The organism is Gemmatimonas sp. (assembly GCF_044376735.1).
Classification (GTDB): domain Bacteria; phylum Gemmatimonadota; class Gemmatimonadetes; order Gemmatimonadales; family Gemmatimonadaceae; genus Gemmatimonas.
In genome coordinates, this window is record NZ_JBILKJ010000154.1 from 1 (window position 1) to 5,957 (window position 5,957).

General features: G+C 68.7%; 6 protein-coding genes. All 6 read left to right on the plus strand.

Annotation, left to right across the window (positions count from 1 at the left end; genetic code table 11):
• Positions 1-1,015, plus strand: a 1,015-nt coding sequence (locus tag ACIRA7_RS14175) for an efflux RND transporter permease subunit (protein WP_396221500.1), incomplete at its 5' end; no start/stop codon positions are given.
• Positions 1,016-1,067: 52 nt separating this feature from the next.
• Complete coding sequence (locus ACIRA7_RS14180) at positions 1,068-2,267, plus strand: aminotransferase class V-fold PLP-dependent enzyme (protein WP_396221501.1); 1,200 nt, start codon at positions 1,068-1,070, stop codon at positions 2,265-2,267.
• Positions 2,268-2,331: 64 nt separating this feature from the next.
• On the plus strand, positions 2,332-2,577 hold the full coding sequence (locus ACIRA7_RS14185) for a hypothetical protein (RefSeq protein ID WP_396221502.1): 246 nt from the start codon (positions 2,332-2,334) through the stop codon (positions 2,575-2,577).
• Between the two features lie 57 nt (positions 2,578-2,634).
• On the plus strand, positions 2,635-3,567 hold the full coding sequence (locus tag ACIRA7_RS14190) for a pseudouridine-5'-phosphate glycosidase (RefSeq protein WP_396221503.1): 933 nt from the start codon (positions 2,635-2,637) through the stop codon (positions 3,565-3,567).
• A gap of 139 nt (positions 3,568-3,706) precedes the next feature.
• Positions 3,707-4,861: a tetratricopeptide repeat protein gene (locus ACIRA7_RS14195; RefSeq protein WP_396221504.1), complete on the plus strand. Its 1,155-nt coding sequence runs from the start codon at positions 3,707-3,709 to the stop codon at positions 4,859-4,861.
• Between the two features lie 15 nt (positions 4,862-4,876).
• Entirely contained in the window at positions 4,877-5,851 is a 975-nt protein-coding gene (locus tag ACIRA7_RS14200) for a tetratricopeptide repeat protein (RefSeq protein WP_396221505.1), read from the plus strand.
• The last annotated feature ends 106 nt before the right edge of the window (positions 5,852-5,957 follow it).

Sequence of the window (5,957 nt, forward strand, 5' to 3'; positions counted from 1 at the left end):
TAGCGGCCAGGTACGTATGGAGATCAAGCGGGAAGCGCTTGCGCAGTACGGGCTGTCGGTGGCCGACGTACGAGAGGCCATCGAGCTGGCCATGGGCTCGCAGGTGGCGGCCGAATTGATCGACGGATTCCGGCGCGTGGGCATCGTGGTGCGACTGCCGGAGGCGTCGCGCGCCGATGCCGCCTCCCTGTCCCGACTCACGATACGCTCGCCGGGTGGCGAACTCGTGCCGCTGTCGGCCGTGGCCGACCTGCAAACGACGACCGGTCCGGAAATGATCGGCCACGAAGACGCGCAGCGCCGGTCGCTGGTGCTGAGCAACGTGCGGGGCCGTGATCTGGGAAGCTTCGTGCAGGAAGTCCGGGCGCGGATCGCGCGTGAGGTCACGTTGCCGGCTGGCGTGTTCCTGGAGTGGGGTGGCCAGTACGAAAATCAGCAGCGGGCCATGTCGCGACTCATGCTCGTGGTGCCGGGCGCGCTGCTGCTGATCTTCGGGCTGCTGTATCTCTCGTTCCGGTCCATCCCGCAGGCGATGCTGGTGCTGGCGAACGTGCCGTTTGCGCTGGTGGGTGGGGTCGCGGCGCTGTGGGTGCGCCAGCTCAATCTCAATCTGTCTGCCAGCATCGGCTTCATCGCGCTGTTCGGCATCGCGGTGCTGAACGGGGTGGTCATGGTGGAGCATCTCAATCATCTGCGCCATGCCCATGCCGACCAGCGGCCGAGCGTGATCGACCGCATTCTGTTGGGCGCCGCCGACCGGCTCCGGCCCGTGCTGATGACGGCGCTGGTGGCCAGTCTGGGCTTCGTGCCGATGGCGCTGAGTACGAGTCCAGGCAGCGAGGTGCAGCGGCCATTGGCCAGCGTCGTGATCGGTGGGCTGATCACGAGCACCGTGCTCACGCTGTTCGTGCTGCCGGTGCTGTACGGCTGGCTGGAGGAGCGCCGTGAAGCGCGCTTGGCAAGCCGCGCGGCGGCGCGACCGGCACACGGCACGCCGTTGGCGGTGTCCTCGTAAGGGGGGCGGTCGAACGGCTGCGGGGCCGCTTTCCCTGCGTTATCGTTGAGTCGTGACTACTCCTCCCGACGCCCTGCTGCGATTCCGCGACGCCTTCCCGATCCTCGGGACGTCCACCTATCTGGTCTCGAATTCGCTCGGGGCCATGCCCGCGGCGGTGAGCGATCATCTCTCGGAGTACGCGCGGCAGTGGCAGACGCGTGGGGTGCGCGCGTGGGCCGACGGGTGGTGGGAGCTGCCGGTGAAGATGGGCAACGAAATCGCACCGCTCATCGGCGCGGCGCCCGGCACCGTGGTCATGGTGCCCACGGTGACGCAGGCGATGTGCAGCATTCTCTCGGCCATCGATTTTCCGCCCGAGCGCAACGAAGTCGTGATGACGTCGCTCGACTTTCCCTCGGTGCGCTACGCGTACGATGCGATGGCGCCGCGCCTCGGCGCGCGCGTCACCGTGGTGCCGAGCGACGACGGTATTGCCATCGACCTCGAGCGACTGCTGGCCGCGATCACAGAGCGCACGCGCCTGGTGGCCATCTCGCACGTGCTCTTTCGCTCGGCGTACATCATGGACGCCGCGGCGATCTGCGCCAAGGCGAAGTCGGTCGGTGCGCTCGTGGCCCTCGATGCGTATCACAGCGTGGGAGTGATCCCAGTGGATGTGCAGGCGCTCGGCGCCGACTTCCTCTGCGGCGGCGTGTTGAAGTGGCTGTGCGGTGGTCCCGGCGGGTGCTTCCTGTACGCCTCGCCCCAGGCGAGCGCCGCGTTGGCCCCCGCACTGACCGGCTGGCAGGCGCATCGCGCGCCGTTCGCCTTCGCCGACACCATGGAGTACGCGGCGGGCGGCTGGCGCTGGCTGGGGGGGACGCCGGTGGTCCCCGCCCTGTTCGCGGGCCTCGAGGGGCCGCGCATCATCGCCGAGGCCGGGCTCGACGCCATTCGCGCCAAGAGCACGCGGCAGACCACGCGGCTCATCGCGATGGCCGACGAGCGTGGATGGCGCGTGCATGCGCCGCGTGACGCCGAGCGACGTGGTGGGACTGTGGCGTTCGACGTACCGCACGCGGCCGATGTGGCGAAAACGTTGCTCGCCCGCGACGTGGTGATCGACTACCGACCGGGCGCGGGTATTCGGGTGGCCCCGCACTTTTACACGACCGATGCCGAACTCGATGCGTGCGTCGCGGCGATGGATGACATCCTGCGTACTGGTGCGTGGAAGGCCTTTGCCGACGTCCGCAGTACGGTGACCTAAGCTGGCGCCGAGCGCGTCATCCGACCATGTTTTCTCCATCATTCGCCCCCCTGACCCCGAGACGATGAATTCGCCGACCAATCATCCGCCCCAGAAGCTTCGGAAGCAGTACTCGAACACCGCGTATCCGATGGTGGTGCTCAAGTTCGAAGACGGCCATGAGATCAAGATCTACCAGAACACCGGCAAGGTCTTCGACGCCTGGGCGGGCGAAACGATCAAGGTGATGGCCGTGTACGATCCCACGTCGAGCGAATGGGAGCTGGTGGAGTCCCGGAAGAGCGACGCGTTCGACGACGCGACCGAGTGAGCACCTCGTCGCGCGAGCGACGTGGCGGCCCCGAGGGGTGCGCTGAACACACGAGTGGTGGCTGAGCGCCGAGTGCAAACGCGCAGCACCGTCGTGATCGAAGCCGCCTTCGACCGCGCAGGCCCGGTGGTGGCGCTCGAGAGTTCGGTGCTCGCACAGGGGCTGTTGCCGCCGCACAATCGCGACGCGGCTGAGCGGATGCTCGCCGCCGTCGAGGCGGCTGGCGCGACCCCGGCAATCACATCGATTGTCAACGGCGTACCGTCGTTCGGGTTGGAGCCGGTGGATCTGGAGCGGTTCCTCGCCCGCGATGGCGTGCGAAAGGTGTCGTCGCGTGATCTGGGTCTCGCGATCGCGCAGCATGCCGACGGCGCCACCACCGTGGCCGGCACACTCGCCATGTGTACGCTGGCCGGCATCGAAGTCTTTGCCACCGGCGGCATCGGCGGCGTCCATCGCGATGCCCCGTTCGATGAATCCGCCGATCTCATCGCGCTCGCGCACACCCCGGTGATCGTGGTGTGCGCCGGGGCCAAGTCCATTCTCGACTTGCCCGCCACGATGGAACGGCTGGAAACGCTGGGCGTTCCGGTAGTCGGCTACCGAACCCGCGAGCTGCCGGGCTTCTTTTCGATGAACACCGGTCTCGCTCTCACCGCGTCACTCGACACGCCCGAGCAGATCGTCGCGGCGTGGCTCGCGCATCGTGCGCTCGGGTGCCGCAGCGCCATGTTGGTGGTGCAGCCGCCACCCGCTGAGAGTGCTCTCCCCGCGGCGTTGGTGAATGCGGCCACCGACGCGGCACTCGCCGCCGCCCGTGCAGCGGGCGTGCGGGGAGCGGCCGTCACGCCGTTCCTGTTGGCCGATATTCAGCATCGCACGGAGGGAAGATCCGTGCTCGCCAATCTGGCGTTGCTCGAAAACAACGCCGCACTCGCCGGACGGATCGCCGTGGCGCTGGCCGCCGCGCGGTACGAGGCCGCCCCGTGATGAGCACGCGACGACCGGCGCAGCACGTGATGGAGGTCGAGGTGTCCGACGAGGTGTCCGACAAGAGCACCCGAGTGAACGAAGTTCGACGCGCACGGTACTACACCGTAACCCGCTCGCTCCGGAGGTCTGACTGATCATGCCCACCCCGTTCCTGAGTTCCGAGGAATACGACGAGCGCGCTCACGCCCTCTACAACGAGGGCAAGTACGACGAGGCGCTCACTCTGTTGCGCGAAGCCGTGGCGCGATACCCGAATGCCGTCGAGCTGTACGTCGGGTTCGGCTATGCCCGACTGGCCCGGGAGGAGTACGCGTGGGCCCGGCGCAGCTTCGACGAAGCGCTGGTGCTGGACCCCGATCACGAAGACGCTCTCGCCGGCCTCGGCGAAGTGCTGCTCAAGTTCGGGCAGGTCGACGCCGCGCTGCGCGCCTTCGAACAGACGGTGACGCTGGGCTACGACGATGACGTCGACCTGATGCTGCAGATCGGCCGCGCGCTCTTTCGCGAGGGCTTCGTCGACACCGCGCTCGCCTACTTCGATCGTGCGGCTGGCCACGCCGCCGACTCGGCGGAGGCCGCGGCCTGCGTAGGGTATGCGCAGCACCGGATGGGACGCGATGCCGACGCGGTCGAGACGCTCACACGCGCGCTCGCGCTCGATCCGCAGTTGGTCGAGGCGCGCGTCTACCTCGCGAACCTGATGTACGACGTAGGCGACCTCGATGCGGCGCTGGTCGAGTTCGAGAAGACGAAGCCCGAAGACCATTGGGACGAGCTCGGCATCTGGCGCGTGATCGAACTCAAGAAGTCGGTCTACGAGCTCGACGAGTCCGACGGCGAACTGAAGCCGTGGGAAGCCCGTCTTGTGGAGTTGGCCGACGAGAACGACGCCATCGACGATCTGCTTGAGGAGGTCGAGCAGTCGATGATGGAGCAGGAGGCCGAGGCAATGCCTGAGGCGCAGGGACAGCTCGAGGCACTGGGCAGCCTGCTCACCGGATTGGTGAATCAACACCACGGTGAGCAGGCGGAGCCGGCTTTCACCGACGTGCTCGCGGCGGAGACGTCCCACCGCGTCATCATGCGTGATGGCAGCGTGTTCGAGGGCACCTGGGAGGAGATCGTGCGAGCGCTGCGCGACGCGCGTGACGCCGGTCGCCCCCTCGACGAATACATGGCCGCCGAGGCACGGCGCTTCTATGGCGCCACGGGCAAGCAGGTGGCGTCCGACGCACCGGAGGCCTTCCTGCGCGGCGGGGCCGACGCCGGCATGCTTCGGATCGATCGCTAGTGGGGATGTCGTAGCGTGCCTTCTCACTCCGACGCCACGACGTCCGACGCCCGCGCCGCGCTCAACGCGGCGCGCTTCGTCTGGAGCCCCGAAAGCGCCTCGTCGGCCCCGGCCGTGTGGGCGAGCGCGCAGCGGGTGCTGCGGGCCGTCACTGCGCGGCCGGAACTCAGCGGCCAGATGCTCGTCGGGGAGGCACGTCGCATGGGAGCGCTCACCTTGAGCGACGCCCACGCGCTGGTGGCTCTGGTCACGTGGGCCGATGGCTCTGACGGCCCGGCCGCCAGCGAGTCCGAGCAGGCGCTGTTGCGTGAGGCCTGGATCGCGCTCGAGCACGCCGTCGACATGGACCGACCGATACCGTCCACCACGCCGCCGCGGCCGGCGGTGAACGCCGTGCCGGCGATCGAGGCGGAGGCCCGGGCGGTTCCTGACACCGCGCGTCGTGCCCCGGCGGGGGCCATCGTCGGCGTGTTGGTGACGCTCATCGTGATCGCGGCCGGCGCGTGGTGGCTCTGGTCGCAACGTGCCGATCGCGCGTATCGGGCTGGCGTGGCCGCCTACGGGCGGGGCGCGCGTGAAGTGGCGCGAACCGCCTTCACGCGGGCCGCGCAGCAGCATCCCACGGACGCCGGTCCGCTGGTGTTTCTCGGGCGCATGTCCCGCGAAGACGGCGATCTGCCGCGCGCGCGACGCCTGCTCACCACCGCTGTTCGCCTCGCGCCCAACAGCGCACTCGCCACCCGCGAGCTGGCGTCGGTGATGCTGGCCGACGGCCAGCCGGAGATGGCGCGACGGTTCTACGTGCGCGCGTTGCAGCGCGATCCGACCGACCGCGTTGCCCAGGGCTTTCTGGGCTGTGCGCTGTTCCGCCTAGGCCGTTTCGAAGAGGCGCGCCGATGGACCGATCGCGCCGGGCCGGGCGACTGGTCCGGCTGCGTGGCGTCGGCGTCGCCTCCGGGCGCTGGCTCCACGATACCGGCCTCGCGATGACCTCAGGAATCCAGCGGCCGAGCGATGCGCTCGCGCTGCACCATGAGACCGTTCGCGAAGTCCTGCCGAATGGGCTGACGCTGCTCATGCGTCGTGATCCGTCGGC

Coding starts and splice junctions, on each gene's coding strand:
- ACIRA7_RS14195 (WP_396221504.1), top strand. CDS start 3,707: ATGCCCACCCCGTTCCTGAGTTCCGAGGAATACGACGAGCGCGCTCAC.
- ACIRA7_RS14185 (WP_396221502.1), top strand. CDS start 2,332: ATGAATTCGCCGACCAATCATCCGCCCCAGAAGCTTCGGAAGCAGTAC.